Genomic DNA, 12,028 nt, shown 5'->3' with positions numbered 1-12,028 from the left:
TTCGAGTTTCGCGAAACCCACAACCCGTAACACGCAACAAAATTTTTATTTCCCTGCATCCAAACCCCACCTTCCCCGCGTCTAAGTGTTCGAAGGGGCGATTGCGGCTTTATCGGCTACAATCGCCCACAACCTGCAAACACCCCGAAAGACTGCGAGGAATACCATGAAAACCTTGACCGCCCCCCTGCTGACCCTGCTACTGGTGTTAGTTATCTGCGTTCCGCCCTCATGGGCAGAACAGGAGCAAGCACCTGTCGAAGAACAGACGGAATTAGCGCTGCAAGAGCAGGAAAGCAAAAAGCGCAGCAAGGATGAAAAAATCGATCGCTTGTTTGACCGCATCAGCAAGAAGATTGAAGAAGAACAATCCGAACTCTCGGACGAAGAGAAAGAAGAACTGCGAGAAGGCCTTTACGACGCCAAAGAGGCGCTGAAAGAGCTGGGCGAAGTTAATATCAAGATTGGCAGCGAAGGTGACACCCCATTCATGGGCATGTTAATTGGCCTGGTGGCTGTGATACTCAGCTTGGGTGCCCCAGTGATTATCGTCGCCATAGCGCTTTACAGCTCATTTAAAAAGCGCCGCCTGACCCATGAAACTATCAACAATTACGTGGCTTCGGGCAAAGATATTCCCGGCGAAGTCTTGCAAGGTCTGCAACGGCAGCAAGACCCCAAAAGCAACCTGCACAAAGGCCTGGTAATGATCGGTGTCGGCCTGGGCATTATCGGCTTCTTTACCATCGTCGGTGCCACACCTGGAATGGGCCTGGGATTGATCCCTCTCTGTATAGGCTTGGCGCAACTGCTTGTCTGGAAACTGGAAAGTAAAAACAGCGACGGTCTGGGCAAATAATCCATGACCAACGACGACAGAACCCTGATTGCCAGGGTTCTCACCGCCAACGACCAGCGCGCCTACCGCGAGCTGGTCAACCGCTACCAGTCACAGCTGCGCTACAGTCTGCGCCAGCTAACCGGTTGGGACGAAGCACTGGCGGATGACCTGGCACAGGAGACCTTTATCAAGGCCTTTGCCAACCTGAGCAGCTTTCGCGGTGACGCCAATTTCTACACCTGGCTTTACCGCATTGCCTACCGGCAGTTCGCCAGCTACTACCGCTCCCGCAAACCCACGGAGCCGCTGTCGGAAAATGAAGACGACCATGAAGGTCACACCCCAGCCGGAGAAACGGATCTTCACCGGGATATTTCCAGAGCCCTGGCACAACTACCACCGGAACAGGCCATGGCCCTGCACCTGCATTTACAGCGGGAACACACCCATCAGGAAATATCGCAAATTATGGACAGCCCGCTAGGCACGGTGAAAAGCCATATCCAGCGTGGTCGGGAAAAACTAAAAGTGCTACTCTCTGCATGGCAGACAACGGTGACACCATGAACACACCTATTTCAGACAATCACAGCAACTCGCAGCCAGACGCACTGGACGCCCTGTTCAGTTCAGCCCGAACCACTGAACCCTATTTAAGGGATGATGGCTTTAGCGACAACGTGATCGCCGACCTTCCCGCGCAACCGGGCAGCCGCCTCAGCGCTGGTAAAAAGAACGGAATTATTCTGGGTTCTGCGGTGTTAGGAACTGGTTGTGCCGCCGCCCTGCTGCCCTCCTTTGCGGCTCCGGCCAATCAATGGCTGGCACAAATATCGAGCATTACTATTGGACTGCCTGCACTGGCGGCAATTGCAGCTGGGTTGTTGGTGGCAGCAGGAACGGTAATTTGGGCGAATTATCGGGAGTGGATTTGAAACATACAAGGATGACCGGTGCAGTATAATTTTGAGTGGGATCCGGCTAAAGCCAGATCGAATGCGGTGAAACACGGGGTCACTTTCGAGCAAGCGACAAGCGTATTTGCTGACTCCATGGCATTAACCATTTTCGATGAAAGTCATTCCAACGAGCATGAACAGCGTTGGATTACTCTGGGTCAAAGCAATGGGCAGGTTTACTTGGTAGTTGTGCATACTTACCAAGACCAGAAAGACAACACTGTAACCATACGAATTATTTCAGCCAGACCCGCGACCAAACATGAAATAAAGCAGTATGAAGGTTAAAAGCAATGTCTAGAGAGTATGACTTTTCCAATGGCGAACGGGGCAAGTTTTATAACCCCGAAGCGGTTATGAATTTGCCTGTATATCTTGACAGCGACGTATTGAATTACTTTAAAGCCAAAGCTAAAGCCAAGGGTGTTGACCTTAGCGTTATGGTTAATGACCTGTTAAAAAAAGATATTGCTTTGATTGAAGGAGTAAAATAAAACTTTCAAGACGAACCCGAAAAACTAACATTTTCATTTCTTACCCAACGCCCGTCTTTGTACGTGTGAAAACCGGTATCAAGAATCCGCGTTGAACCAACATTTCTCCGCCCGACCTCACCATTGCGACGAGCAACATCCAGTTCCTTGGAAAAATTCTTCAAGTCGTTCTCATCGCCAACATCTTTTCTCATCCTGCAATATTGTAGGATATCAAGCACAGGTTCATGATCCATGCCGTAAACATTGGCACACAGCCTCAAGCACCTTACCTTTAAAAGCCACCCTGAATCCCTGGCCACGATGTGGTCAACCGCCACCTTTAAAAAACCCGACTCAGAGACACGAGAAAAGTTAAGCACATACTCCCCAAACTGGGAATCGAGGTACAGCAGCATAAGTCTTGTAAAGTTTTTCCTATCAAGATTTTGAAGAAAATCCAGGACACGCTCGATGTACTCATGATGCCAAACTTCATGATCCAGATCGCAGACTGCCAAATAGTCAATAAATGAGCTTATGGATTGCAACTGGCTGGTTTTTATATTTTCGGCAATATCAGAACAGAGAACAAATCTCTCTATGTACGCATAAACCGGATGCTGGCCAACCACCTCCTGAGCTTTGCAGTGGGGTAGCTCTCCGCCTTTCTGCCAATTAATAACAGTATTCAAGTATTTTTTGCCAAGTTCAAAATTACCGTTTTGTGAATCATAAACCAACGACCAAAACGTGTACTCGCTGATGCGAAGGTTTTCAGAAATCTCAAATACTATTGGCCGAGATTCCAGATGTGTATCAATGCCGGTCAAATCAAACCTTAATTCGATTGATTCGCACAGAAAGTGACAAATGTCTTCTATAGACTTCAACGTCACGTCATTTAAAGAAACAACCATAGGAGGCGGATTGTCTTCGTCAAACCCAACGCCTGAGTCTTCGTATCTATACTCAACAGAATCCATACTGTTTCCCTAAAAAGTAATTCTATTATTAATTGTCATGGGCGTGACTATTTATAAATCTCCATCACAACCTGCCCCGGGTTCCGGCGACGATGGCGTTTTAAACCCTTTATTTCCAGCTGCGTCACACAGCCTTCCACCATCCCAGGATTACCACACAGCATCACCCGATCTTCGTCTGGGTTTATTGTCACACCCAATAACGCCTCTAAATGACCTGCGGCAATGGCATCGGGAATTCGTTGAGGCAATGCATCGACAACAATTTCCCGGGTAACAGATTTCAGAAACACAAAGTTTTCGCCTTGCTGCTTCTGAATCTCGCTAATCAAATCACTATAAGCCAACTCATCAGCACTGCGCACTCCATGCACCAACATCACTTGCTGATATTGCTGCCACACCTGTTCGGTTTTTAGTATGGAAAGAAATGGCCCCAAGGCGGTGCCAGTAGCCAGCATCCACAAACGCTTACCGGGTGGAATGTCGTCCAGAGTTAAAAATCCGGCCACCATTTTTGACAGCCACACCTTACCCCCTTGTTCCAGGCTGTGCAGACGTGGCGACAGTGGCCCTTCGTCCACTTTATTGAAGTAAAACTCCCCCTCCGCTTCATGGGGAGCATTTACCAAGGAATAAGGGCGCGCCACCAACTCGCCATCGACTTCCAGGCCTAAGCGTAAGAACTGCCCGGCGCGAAACTCAGGCAATTCATCCGCTGTTACTCTCAGTGAACACAGCCGTTGATTCCAACGTTTATTTTCAACGACAGTTGCTTCTACCCAACCTTCCATAAATAGCCTCGCTATTATCCCGGACGCCCATCTACCCGTTTACTGGTAAGAATACGCCAGTAGCCGATCAGAAAGATAACAAACGCCAGCGTCCAAGTCAGTGCCGACAGGTTATAAAAAGGCAACCGCCAAGCAGGCAGCAACGCCGGAGCAAAGCGTGCCAGCGCCGATAACGTTACCAATACAAAAGCTGTATTGATCGCCAGTGAACTGCGCAGCTCTCGACCTGTGTGCCCTAATGACACCCGCGAAATCATGGCCAGAATCATGCCGGAGATAGCACCAATGGCCAGCAGGTGAAGCACGTCCGACGTCCACCAGCTCAGCGGTTCTGACAATCCCCAGGCCAAGGTAAACAGAGGAACAAACAGATAAGCAATATGCAGCGACCACAGTAACGGCACCCGCCACAGACCTGTCGCCTGCCAACTGCACCAGCGAATAACGTGAAATAAAAACGAAGTCACCGCCAACGCCAGCAGAGCCACTTGTGGCAGACCGAAACCAAGCAATGTCTGCAAGGCAAGTAACAACAATGAAAGATGGCAACCCAGTTCCAGCCACAGATGTTTTTTGGCCTGCTGCACACCAAGTTTGTTAGCGGTAAAAAACGGAATCACCCGACCACCGATAACACTCATCATAACTGCGAACAACCAGATCATGGCCTGCAAACTGTGTTGTTGCTGAAGGTAGTCATCATCCGCAGCGGCCAGATAATAGCGGCCATTGGCAATCATCATTAACAACGGCACCACCGCCACCGCAATATTGCGCCACTGCTTTACCAGTATCACCGGGCGCAGTAGCCAAAATAAGCCCAGCAGCTGAAACGCCAAATCCACTGCAGCCACCCATACAAGAACGCCTTCACCAGGCAACAACCAAAGCAGGCGTGCCAGCAACCACAGGCTCCACAACAATATGAGTTGGGTGCCTTTCACTGCAGGCACACCAGTCCAGGTTTGCACAGCGGTCAATAAAAAGCCGTAAACAATGGCCAGGCCAAAACCAAACAACATTTCATGACCGTGCCATTGGGCCGGGCTTAGACTGCCACCGGGCACCAGGTTAACCCCATTGAGAAATAGCCCCCACACCATCAACGCAAAAACACCAAATAGCGCGCCTGAAAGAAAAAACGGACGAAAAGCCAATTGCCAAATCGCCGGCCCTTTAACCGACTCGGAGATATTGAGTACCGCCATTTGTTGTATCTTCCGCTAGTGAGAATTTGAACATTTACGAATTTGCTGCTGAGCATACAGCATAACCACGTAGCCGATTTTCAAACCGACCGGAAAGATGATCGTCATCAAGTGGGCGAATATTTGCTGCACCAAACCAAGGCTTTGCCCAAGGCCATAGGCGAGCCACACGCCAAGCGCCGTAAGGCCAACACTGCCTGCCATCATCCAGCGCCCTATTCTGTCCATTCCGTTCAACTGCTTCATTCGAGTTTGACCACACATAACATGCACCTTACAAGCATCTTTAATAAGATGCATAATATGCGCATCTTTTAAGAAAGTCTACTGGAGTGATTTATGCACCTGACCCGGTTTACCGACTATGGGCTGCGTGTGTTGATGTACGCTGCATTGCAACCACAAGGTGAAAAAGCGCGCATTGCCGAGGTGTCGCAAGTGTTCGGAATTTCACGCAACCATGTGATGAAAATTGTCAACCGCCTGGCCAATGAAGGCTGGCTGGCCACCAGCCGGGGCAAAGGTGGTGGCTTTCAGCTGGGGCAGCACACAGAGAAGATAGGTGTTGGCGCAGTGGTGCGCACACTTGAGGAAAGTTTGGAAATCGTTGATTGCGAGGGCGACAGCTGCCCGATTATCACCTGCTGCCGCCTGAAGTCAGCGCTCAACAGTGCACGTGAAGCATTTCTGGGGGAGCTGGATAACTACACCCTGGCCGACCTGGTCAGCTCTCCTCGTCGCCTGAAACAGGTACTGCAGCTCAGCGGCTGACAAACAATCGACAGCTGTCAGCGATACGAGAATCCACATCCCGTGGGCCCGCTTTCAGCTGGTCAATTTCCGCCAGACGTTTGCGCAAACCAATACGATTGGCAATTTGAATGGCCAGTCCGGGACGCGCATTAATTTCCAGAATGAGCGGGCCGCGATCCGCGTCCAGCACCACATCGGCTCCCAGATAACCCAACCCAGTCATTTCCTGGCAACCGGCGGCCAACTTGAGAATTTTCGGCCATTGGGGGATTTTCAGATTCTCAAACGAGTGCCCGGTGTCCGGGTGGCGATCCACATTCCGATTGTGTTGCACAGCGCAAATGCTGGTGCCGGAAACAATATCAATACCGATACCCACAGCCCCCTGGTGCAGGTTGGCTTTACCGTCTGACTCACGGGTGGAACAGCGCAACATGGCCATTACCGGGTAGCCTTTGTACACCACTACCCGCACATCCGGCACACCTTCGTAGCTGTAATTGGCAAAGCGGTCGTCAAAGTTCACCAGCTCCTCTACCATCGCCACATCCAAACGACCACCGAGGCTAAACAATCCGCTGAGAATATTGGAGACATGCCCTTTCAATTCCCGCAGAGAAAGCTCACAGCCATTGGGCTTGATAAAGCGATTACCGCGACGGCCAACGATCACCAAAATACCTTTACCGCCACAGCCTTGAGCGGGTTTGATGACAAAAGTCTCTCTGTCAGCAATCAGGTTTTCCAAACGACGGGCCTGATATTGATATCGCACCTCGCCGTACAGCTCCGGCACATCAATGCCCCACTCCGTCGCCGCCAGCTTGGTTTTCAGTTTGTTATCCACCATGGGGTAACAACGACGTTCGTTATTGCGGGCGATGTATTCCACATTGCGGCGATTCATACCCACAATGCCTAATTGGCGAAGTTCGGAGGGCCAGATCAGGGGCATGAAACCTCCGGAGGTACAGGCGCGCCAGGCACTCTTTCCCAGACACGCCGTGAATACATCCATGTAGGCTCTTCTGCGGCATCCATGCCGCAGACGGTCTGGGAAAGAGCACCTGACACACCTTCGCAGCATGCCTGACTCTGAAAGATAAGGCTGGGTAGTTGCTTCAGAAACGCCGACAGCATGGATGCTGTCGACGAGCTTACATGGATGTACTCGCAGCGTTTTCTGAAGTAACTACCCAGCCCTATCCAAGCACCAATACAAAACATCACTTCACCTGCTCCTTCAAGTAACGGAACCGGTAAAGCTCACTCAAACGATAGCCACTGTACTGACCAAGAACCAGAATCACCCCAAGCAGACTCAGCATTAATTCCGGGAAATTAAACGTCAGGTGCTCTATGAGATGATTGCTCACCAACAGATAAGTGGCCACTGCAACCACCAGGCTACCAGAACCCTGAATAAACACCTCTTTGCCACCCTCTTCTTCCCACAGCACCGACATGCGCTCGATGGTCCAGGAAAGAATAATGGTGGGGAAAAAAGTCACCGTCAGTGCCTGATCGATGCCCAGTTTGTAGCTGACAATACTGAACGCCGCCATCAAAAGCACTACGACCACCACCACCGCTGACACCCTTGCCACCAGCAATAGATTGAGATGGCTCAGATAAGAACGTATCCACAAACCAATACTGACCACCACCAGAAAAACCCACAAACCGGTAACCAGGGTAGTTTGAATAAACGCCAATGCAATCAGGATGGGCATAAAAGTGCCCGCTGTGCGCAAGCCCACAAACACCCTCAGCAATACCACCAGAAACGCACCGATGGGTACCAACAGGATGTTTTTGAATACGCCCTGCTGCTCTACCGGCAGCGCGTAAATCGAAAAGTCCAACAGGGGCGCACTGGCCACCTCAGGTTCCATCAGCAATACAGTTTTTGCTGGCAGAGAGTTGGATACCATGGCAAATTCAAGACGTGAGCGATTGCCGCCAATCACATCCAGAGTGGAACCCCCGCCCCGTTGCCAGATAAAAAAGTTCTCTGCCAGACCAATTTCGCCGGTTTCCGGGTCGAACAGCAGCCATTCATCTCCCTGTTTCTTATCGCCTAAATACACTTCCAGCAAATCACTCACTTGCTGGCGACGGCGGCCATTTTCCAGATACACACCCTTGATCCGCTGGCTGGCAATGCCCGCCACGGCGAACACTTCCTCCATGGCTGGAAGCGCCTTGCGGTCGTGTTCGGAGAGCAGGAACGTCACCTCCTGGCTGGGTTGGGAACGCACAAATTCGGCAATGAGCAGGCGGGTAAAACTGGCATCGTCCACTGACTTTTCCGTCAATGACGCCACCAAACGATCCACTACCTGCTGACGACGCGCCGGCAGGCTTGGTGGCTGAACGACTTTTGGCGCCATGGCTGGTAGCGGCTGGGATTGCTCGCGATAGAGCTGAATTTTGTAGTAGAGCGTGGTTTTTTCGTCCATGGAGCGACGGCTCCATACCGCACGGCGCTCACCGTCCTGCCCCTGCACGGCAAAACCAAATCCTGCAGAAGCAAAATTTTCATCCAGCAGTTTCCAACCCGCCATCGGGTGAGGCAGTGCCAGAGACACCTCCACCGGGCCATCACCGGGTGTAAAAGTGATCTTGGACTCCAGCGTCCAGACCTGACGGTCCTCACCCGGCCACAATGGAAACCCGAGCTCTACCGCCTTGTAGAGAGTAAGGCCCACACCGACGGCAATCAGCAAACCCGCCACCACAATCAACTGTATTCGCGACGAGTGCATGGGCCTGTCCTTATTGTGAGTTTAGATTACTTAATTGGGATGTTACTTAATGATGTAGCGACGGCTAACGTCAACAACCGCGGTATCTGTAAGCCAGTTGCGGCCAACCAGCAACGGATACGTGAACTCAGAGCGATCAGTCAAGGTGACTTCCACGTGCTCCTTGATCTCACCTAATTGCAGCCACAATTTGACCACATAGCGACGCTGGGAATCGGCGTCGTGGCGTTTGATGCGCACCCGACGCTCCACCGGGCGCTCCAGCACTACCGGCTCGGCATCCGGATTGGCCTGCAGGGTAAAACGCACCCAACGCTTGCCATCCCGCTCAAAGCGCACGATAGGGTCAGCGTGCAGTGAAGTAGTTTCGGCGCCGGTGTCAATGCGTGCCCGCAATTTCAAGCCGGGGGGGCTGATGGTAAGGCGTTCTACACTGCCAACCACAAGCAACTTCTTCTCGCCCATGTACTTGGGTTTTGGTGGTTTGACAGGCTTGGGATCAGGTTTTGGCTGAGGCTTGATGACCGGTTCTGGTTGCGGCTTCGGTACCACTACAGCGACTGCAGGCGCAGCGGCAACCTGCTGGCCATCGTCTTTTAACGGCTGGCTGGCGGCTGATGATTGGTCATTCTCAGGCTCACTGCCAACCGCCGGCTTTTGCGGATTACTGGCCGTTGGGCAGCCTGCCAGCAACACCGTGAGCGCGGCAACGGTTAATAAAGAAAAACTGTTGTTGTTAGCATCCATGTATCACCGTGCCCCCACACAGGTGCTCTTTCAAGCTAGGTCAGTCAAATGGCAGTGCGGAATGATAACGATTGGCCCGCATGCGTTTAATCTACTCAGTCACAAGCCGCATAATAGCTTAAATCGACCGTTTAAACTTGCTCCGCTTCACTATCCTCGGGTTCGGGCTGCTCGGTTGCAGTCTTTTTGTTAAGCCACCATAGCCAGCCTCCATAGCCCACCAGTAGCAACACAAACACGAATAGCATGGGTACCAGGGCTCTGCTGGCGTCTTGCTCTGTGCCGATTATCAACCCTTCAAACAGGTACACCAGAAACGCTGGCGCCAGGTGGTGCAGATTGTGGTCCGAATAGGCCTGCACTGGCGTCAATAGCAGCGCCGCGCAAAACAGCAGCAATACATTGCGCACATGGCGGTAAGCCAGTTTGGACAACAGCCAATAGGCGTACCAAAGCACCACCAGCGCGCCCACGTAATAGGCCACAAGCCCCCAAAAATAATTACTTTCTGTGTACATATGTATGCTCTTATTGGTTATCTACCCAGTAAACCACCCGTTCTTCCAGCTCATCTGGGTGAATATGCAGTTCCGACACAACCCTGCCTTTCACCGATACGCCACTGCGGTGTACAGACTCAGGATCACCACTGACCAGTGGATGCCATCGAGGCAAGTCTCGGCCCTCATGCAGCAGCCGGTAGCTGCAAGTGGCAGGCAACCAGTGAAACTGGTCTATATCTGCCGGGGTCAGGCAGAGACACTCCGGCACCAGTTGTTTGCGCCTGGGGTAGTCCCGACAGCGGCAGCTGGACAAATCCAGTTGCTTGCAGGCCACGTCGGTGTAATACACCGCGCCGTCGTCTGCATCTTCCAGCTTCACCAAGCAGCATTTGCCACAACCATCACAGAGGGACTCCCACTCCTGATGAGTCATTTGCGCCAGGGTTTTGTGCCGCCAAAACGCTTGTTGAGACAACGCTCGCCCTCTTATCTGCCCGCCAGTTTGTGGTTGTGCTGGTTGACCTCCTGCATATAGTCCTCTTTGGCAGGCGGCAATTGCAAGTAATAGCCATTTTCACCGATGGACGCCAACACTTTTGCCGTGTCCGCTCTGGCCAGTTTTCGCTCTGGCGTCAGCGGTAGTGTGGTTACCCGTTGTGGGGTGCCGAATTTTTCCAGCAGCGCCTCGGGCACCCGACTCAGTTGGTCGCGGTGATCCACATACAGGTAAAGCTCATCCTCGTGGGGGCTTTTGTAAATGGTGCAGAGGGTTTTCATATGAATCTCACGGAGAGCAATTTCACGGATAGGACTTTCACGAATAGGAATTTCACGACAGTGACAGCTGGGGCAGCGCACTGAGCATTTTCTCCGCCAGTAACTCTTCACGCCAACTGCCAAGCCAATGCTCTGGCAGCTGAGCGGCACCTTTGTAGGCGGAAGCAATAATGGCTTCCAGATCGGCCTTGCGGGCGAGTATTTCTGGCGCCAGCTGCAGCTCCTCTGCCAGCTCGTTCTGGATGGCGCGCAATTGTTTGACCCATACGCCCGCTTCACGAGGGAGTGGCTGCGGCAGCGGTTTGAGCCAATACTGGCGGTCCAGAGTGCTGATGTCATCGACCAACAGCAAAATGGCGTCACCGTAGCGTCGCTGTGAGCCAGGATGCTTGACCCCACAGGCCGCCAGCCCGGCCATATCCTTGGGCTGCCTGCGGGCAACTTCTAGCAGCTGCTTGTCACTGACAACCCGGTTGCGAGGGCGATTTTGCTCTCGCGCCATGTCTTCACGCCATTCGGCCAGTGCTTGCAGCAACGTTAACTGCTGAGCGTTCAGCTGCCAGGCACCTTTGATACGGCGGTAATACTCACCGTTATCGCCCTCACTGCCGGCTTTGGTCAGCAATTCCGCCATATCGCTCTGTACCCAGGGCAAACGCTGTTGCAATTGGGCCAAAAGGCGGCGGTAAACCTCAACCAGGTAATACACATCTTCCGCGCCATAGCGACACTGCGCCTCGGTTAGTGGGCGCTGCAGCCAGTCAGAACGGGTCTCATGCTTGTCCAGCTGGATGTCTAGCACGTCACCCACCAGAGCGGCATAACCAAGGGAGAAGCCGTAACCAACAAAAGCGGCGGCCACTTGAGTATCGATAATGGGCTTGGGAACCACGCCCATGCTGTGGCGCAGAACTTCCAGGTCTTCGGAACAGGCATGGAAGATTTTCACCACCCGTCGATCTACCAGCAATTCGGCGAACGGCAGCATATCCTCAATGGCTAACGGATCCACCAGCCAGCACTGCTCGCCGTCGGACACTTGCAACAAACCGAGGATGGGATAAAAGGTGTCGGTGCGAATAAATTCCGTATCCACCGCCAGGTGGTCCAATTGGCTCCACTGGTCACAGAGTTCTGCCAGGCGGGCCTCACTATCGACCCACTCAATCCGTTCTTTCTGCAAAATATCAGTCATAACAACCCGCTACCCACTACCAAC

17 protein-coding genes are annotated in these 12,028 nt (G+C 52.2%); 6 read left to right on the top strand and 11 right to left on the bottom strand.

Features of this window, described 5'->3' with window-relative positions:
* Positions 1–166: 166 nt before the first annotated feature.
* From QSV34_RS07340 to QSV34_RS07320, 5 genes are read left to right on the top strand one after another with little or no spacing between them, the layout of a single operon-like run.
* Complete coding sequence (locus tag QSV34_RS07340) at positions 167–859, top strand: DUF6249 domain-containing protein (RefSeq protein WP_289153321.1); 693 nt, start codon at positions 167–169, stop codon at positions 857–859.
* A gap of 3 nt (positions 860–862) precedes the next feature.
* Entirely contained in the window at positions 863–1,408 is a 546-nt protein-coding gene (locus QSV34_RS07335; protein WP_289153319.1) for an RNA polymerase sigma factor, read from the top strand.
* Positions 1,405–1,776: a hypothetical protein gene (locus QSV34_RS07330; RefSeq protein ID WP_289153317.1), complete on the top strand. Its 372-nt coding sequence runs from the start codon at positions 1,405–1,407 to the stop codon at positions 1,774–1,776. Before QSV34_RS07335 ends, QSV34_RS07330 begins: the two co-directional genes overlap by 4 nt.
* A gap of 18 nt (positions 1,777–1,794) precedes the next feature.
* Positions 1,795–2,088 (top strand): BrnT family toxin, encoded by a 294-nt coding sequence (locus QSV34_RS07325; protein ID WP_289153315.1) that lies wholly within the window; start codon positions 1,795–1,797, stop codon positions 2,086–2,088.
* A 5-nt stretch (positions 2,089–2,093) separates the two neighbouring features.
* The gene (locus QSV34_RS07320) at positions 2,094–2,294 is read left to right on the top strand and encodes a hypothetical protein (protein ID WP_289153313.1); all 201 of its coding nucleotides are present in this window, start codon (positions 2,094–2,096) and stop codon (positions 2,292–2,294) included.
* 5 nt (positions 2,295–2,299) lie between these two features.
* On the opposite strand, the gene QSV34_RS07315 is transcribed toward QSV34_RS07320, so the two are convergent.
* The 4 genes from QSV34_RS07315 to QSV34_RS07300 are packed head-to-tail and all read right to left on the bottom strand — an operon-like array spanning position 2,300 to position 5,507.
* Positions 2,300–3,259 (bottom strand): hypothetical protein, encoded by a 960-nt coding sequence (locus QSV34_RS07315; RefSeq protein WP_289153311.1) that lies wholly within the window; start codon positions 3,257–3,259, stop codon positions 2,300–2,302.
* Between the two features lie 47 nt (positions 3,260–3,306).
* On the bottom strand, positions 3,307–4,053 hold the full coding sequence (locus tag QSV34_RS07310; RefSeq protein ID WP_289153309.1) for a ferredoxin--NADP reductase: 747 nt from the start codon (positions 4,051–4,053) through the stop codon (positions 3,307–3,309).
* A 14-nt stretch (positions 4,054–4,067) separates the two neighbouring features.
* Positions 4,068–5,261: an NnrS family protein gene (locus QSV34_RS07305; protein WP_289153308.1), complete on the bottom strand. Its 1,194-nt coding sequence runs from the start codon at positions 5,259–5,261 to the stop codon at positions 4,068–4,070.
* A gap of 15 nt (positions 5,262–5,276) precedes the next feature.
* Complete coding sequence (locus QSV34_RS07300; protein WP_289153306.1) at positions 5,277–5,507, bottom strand: hypothetical protein; 231 nt, start codon at positions 5,505–5,507, stop codon at positions 5,277–5,279.
* A 93-nt stretch (positions 5,508–5,600) separates the two neighbouring features.
* Between QSV34_RS07300 and QSV34_RS07295 the strand changes: the two genes are divergently transcribed.
* Positions 5,601–6,032, top strand: a complete 432-nt coding sequence (locus QSV34_RS07295; protein ID WP_289153304.1) for an Rrf2 family transcriptional regulator — start codon at positions 5,601–5,603, stop codon at positions 6,030–6,032.
* On the opposite strand, the gene QSV34_RS07290 is transcribed toward QSV34_RS07295, so the two are convergent.
* From QSV34_RS07290 to rnd, 7 genes are all read right to left on the bottom strand, one after another.
* A complete protein-coding gene (locus tag QSV34_RS07290) occupies positions 6,022–6,969 on the bottom strand; it encodes an alpha-L-glutamate ligase-like protein (RefSeq protein WP_289153302.1) in 948 nt (315 codons plus the stop codon). The two genes, QSV34_RS07295 and QSV34_RS07290, sit on opposite strands and share 11 nt — an antisense overlap.
* 271 nt (positions 6,970–7,240) lie before the next feature.
* Entirely contained in the window at positions 7,241–8,782 is a 1,542-nt protein-coding gene (locus tag QSV34_RS07285; RefSeq protein WP_289153300.1) for an inactive transglutaminase family protein, read from the bottom strand.
* 42 nt (positions 8,783–8,824) lie between these two features.
* Complete coding sequence (locus QSV34_RS07280; RefSeq protein WP_289153299.1) at positions 8,825–9,529, bottom strand: ATP-dependent zinc protease family protein; 705 nt, start codon at positions 9,527–9,529, stop codon at positions 8,825–8,827.
* Between the two features lie 131 nt (positions 9,530–9,660).
* Positions 9,661–10,047 (bottom strand): hypothetical protein, encoded by a 387-nt coding sequence (locus tag QSV34_RS07275; protein ID WP_289153298.1) that lies wholly within the window; start codon positions 10,045–10,047, stop codon positions 9,661–9,663.
* Positions 10,048–10,057: 10 nt separating this feature from the next.
* Positions 10,058–10,507, bottom strand: a complete 450-nt coding sequence (locus QSV34_RS07270) for a YcgN family cysteine cluster protein (RefSeq protein WP_289153297.1) — start codon at positions 10,505–10,507, stop codon at positions 10,058–10,060.
* Between the two features lie 11 nt (positions 10,508–10,518).
* Complete coding sequence (locus QSV34_RS07265; protein ID WP_289153295.1) at positions 10,519–10,809, bottom strand: YcgL domain-containing protein; 291 nt, start codon at positions 10,807–10,809, stop codon at positions 10,519–10,521.
* A gap of 52 nt (positions 10,810–10,861) precedes the next feature.
* On the bottom strand, positions 10,862–12,004 hold the full coding sequence (rnd, locus tag QSV34_RS07260) for a ribonuclease D (protein ID WP_289153293.1): 1,143 nt from the start codon (positions 12,002–12,004) through the stop codon (positions 10,862–10,864).
* Positions 12,005–12,028: the final 24 nt, after the last annotated feature.

Source organism: Porticoccus sp. W117, assembly GCF_030341905.1.
Classification (GTDB): Bacteria; Pseudomonadota; Gammaproteobacteria; order Pseudomonadales; family Porticoccaceae; genus SCSIO-12696.
This window is presented reverse-complemented; position numbering and strand designations above follow the sequence as displayed.

Coding starts and splice junctions, on each gene's coding strand:
- rnd (WP_289153293.1), bottom strand. CDS start 12,004: ATGACTGATATTTTGCAGAAAGAACGGATTGAGTGGGTCGATAGTGAG.
- QSV34_RS07340 (WP_289153321.1), top strand. CDS start 167: ATGAAAACCTTGACCGCCCCCCTGCTGACCCTGCTACTGGTGTTAGTT.
- QSV34_RS07285 (WP_289153300.1), bottom strand. CDS start 8,782: ATGCACTCGTCGCGAATACAGTTGATTGTGGTGGCGGGTTTGCTGATT.
- QSV34_RS07320 (WP_289153313.1), top strand. CDS start 2,094: ATGTCTAGAGAGTATGACTTTTCCAATGGCGAACGGGGCAAGTTTTAT.
- QSV34_RS07330 (WP_289153317.1), top strand. CDS start 1,405: ATGAACACACCTATTTCAGACAATCACAGCAACTCGCAGCCAGACGCA.
- QSV34_RS07290 (WP_289153302.1), bottom strand. CDS start 6,969: ATGCCCCTGATCTGGCCCTCCGAACTTCGCCAATTAGGCATTGTGGGT.
- QSV34_RS07305 (WP_289153308.1), bottom strand. CDS start 5,261: ATGGCGGTACTCAATATCTCCGAGTCGGTTAAAGGGCCGGCGATTTGG.
- QSV34_RS07280 (WP_289153299.1), bottom strand. CDS start 9,529: ATGGATGCTAACAACAACAGTTTTTCTTTATTAACCGTTGCCGCGCTC.
- QSV34_RS07310 (WP_289153309.1), bottom strand. CDS start 4,053: ATGGAAGGTTGGGTAGAAGCAACTGTCGTTGAAAATAAACGTTGGAAT.
- QSV34_RS07300 (WP_289153306.1), bottom strand. CDS start 5,507: ATGAAGCAGTTGAACGGAATGGACAGAATAGGGCGCTGGATGATGGCA.
- QSV34_RS07335 (WP_289153319.1), top strand. CDS start 863: ATGACCAACGACGACAGAACCCTGATTGCCAGGGTTCTCACCGCCAAC.
- QSV34_RS07295 (WP_289153304.1), top strand. CDS start 5,601: ATGCACCTGACCCGGTTTACCGACTATGGGCTGCGTGTGTTGATGTAC.
- QSV34_RS07265 (WP_289153295.1), bottom strand. CDS start 10,809: ATGAAAACCCTCTGCACCATTTACAAAAGCCCCCACGAGGATGAGCTT.
- QSV34_RS07275 (WP_289153298.1), bottom strand. CDS start 10,047: ATGTACACAGAAAGTAATTATTTTTGGGGGCTTGTGGCCTATTACGTG.
- QSV34_RS07315 (WP_289153311.1), bottom strand. CDS start 3,259: ATGGATTCTGTTGAGTATAGATACGAAGACTCAGGCGTTGGGTTTGAC.